Annotated in this window: 1 pseudogene; it reads right to left on the reverse strand. The window is 54.7% G+C overall.

What is annotated here, in order from left to right:
- Nucleotides 1–128: 128 nt before the first annotated feature.
- Nucleotides 129–254, reverse strand: a pseudogene (locus tag ACZYOF_RS44795) (IS630 family transposase); the annotation flags it as partial.

Genomic DNA, 254 nt, shown 5'->3' on the forward strand with positions numbered 1-254 from the left:
GGAGTCACCTTCCTGCCTGGCATCAAGCATGGCATTTGCCATCGTTACACCTCCACCGATCCGCTCATGCCAGGCTGTATCGCGCGCAAGCCGAAGGATGGCTAGGTGGGGGCCTCATGCCGGTTACCTTTGATCCTGGGTGTCTTGTGGGTGGCGTAGTTATCCATGACGATATGGACATCGAGGCCTTCAGGGACCTGGGCATCGATCTCTTTTAAAAACTTCAAGAATTCGACTGCCCTTTGCCGCTTGTA

The organism is Bradyrhizobium sp. LeoA1Lang (assembly GCF_055413685.1).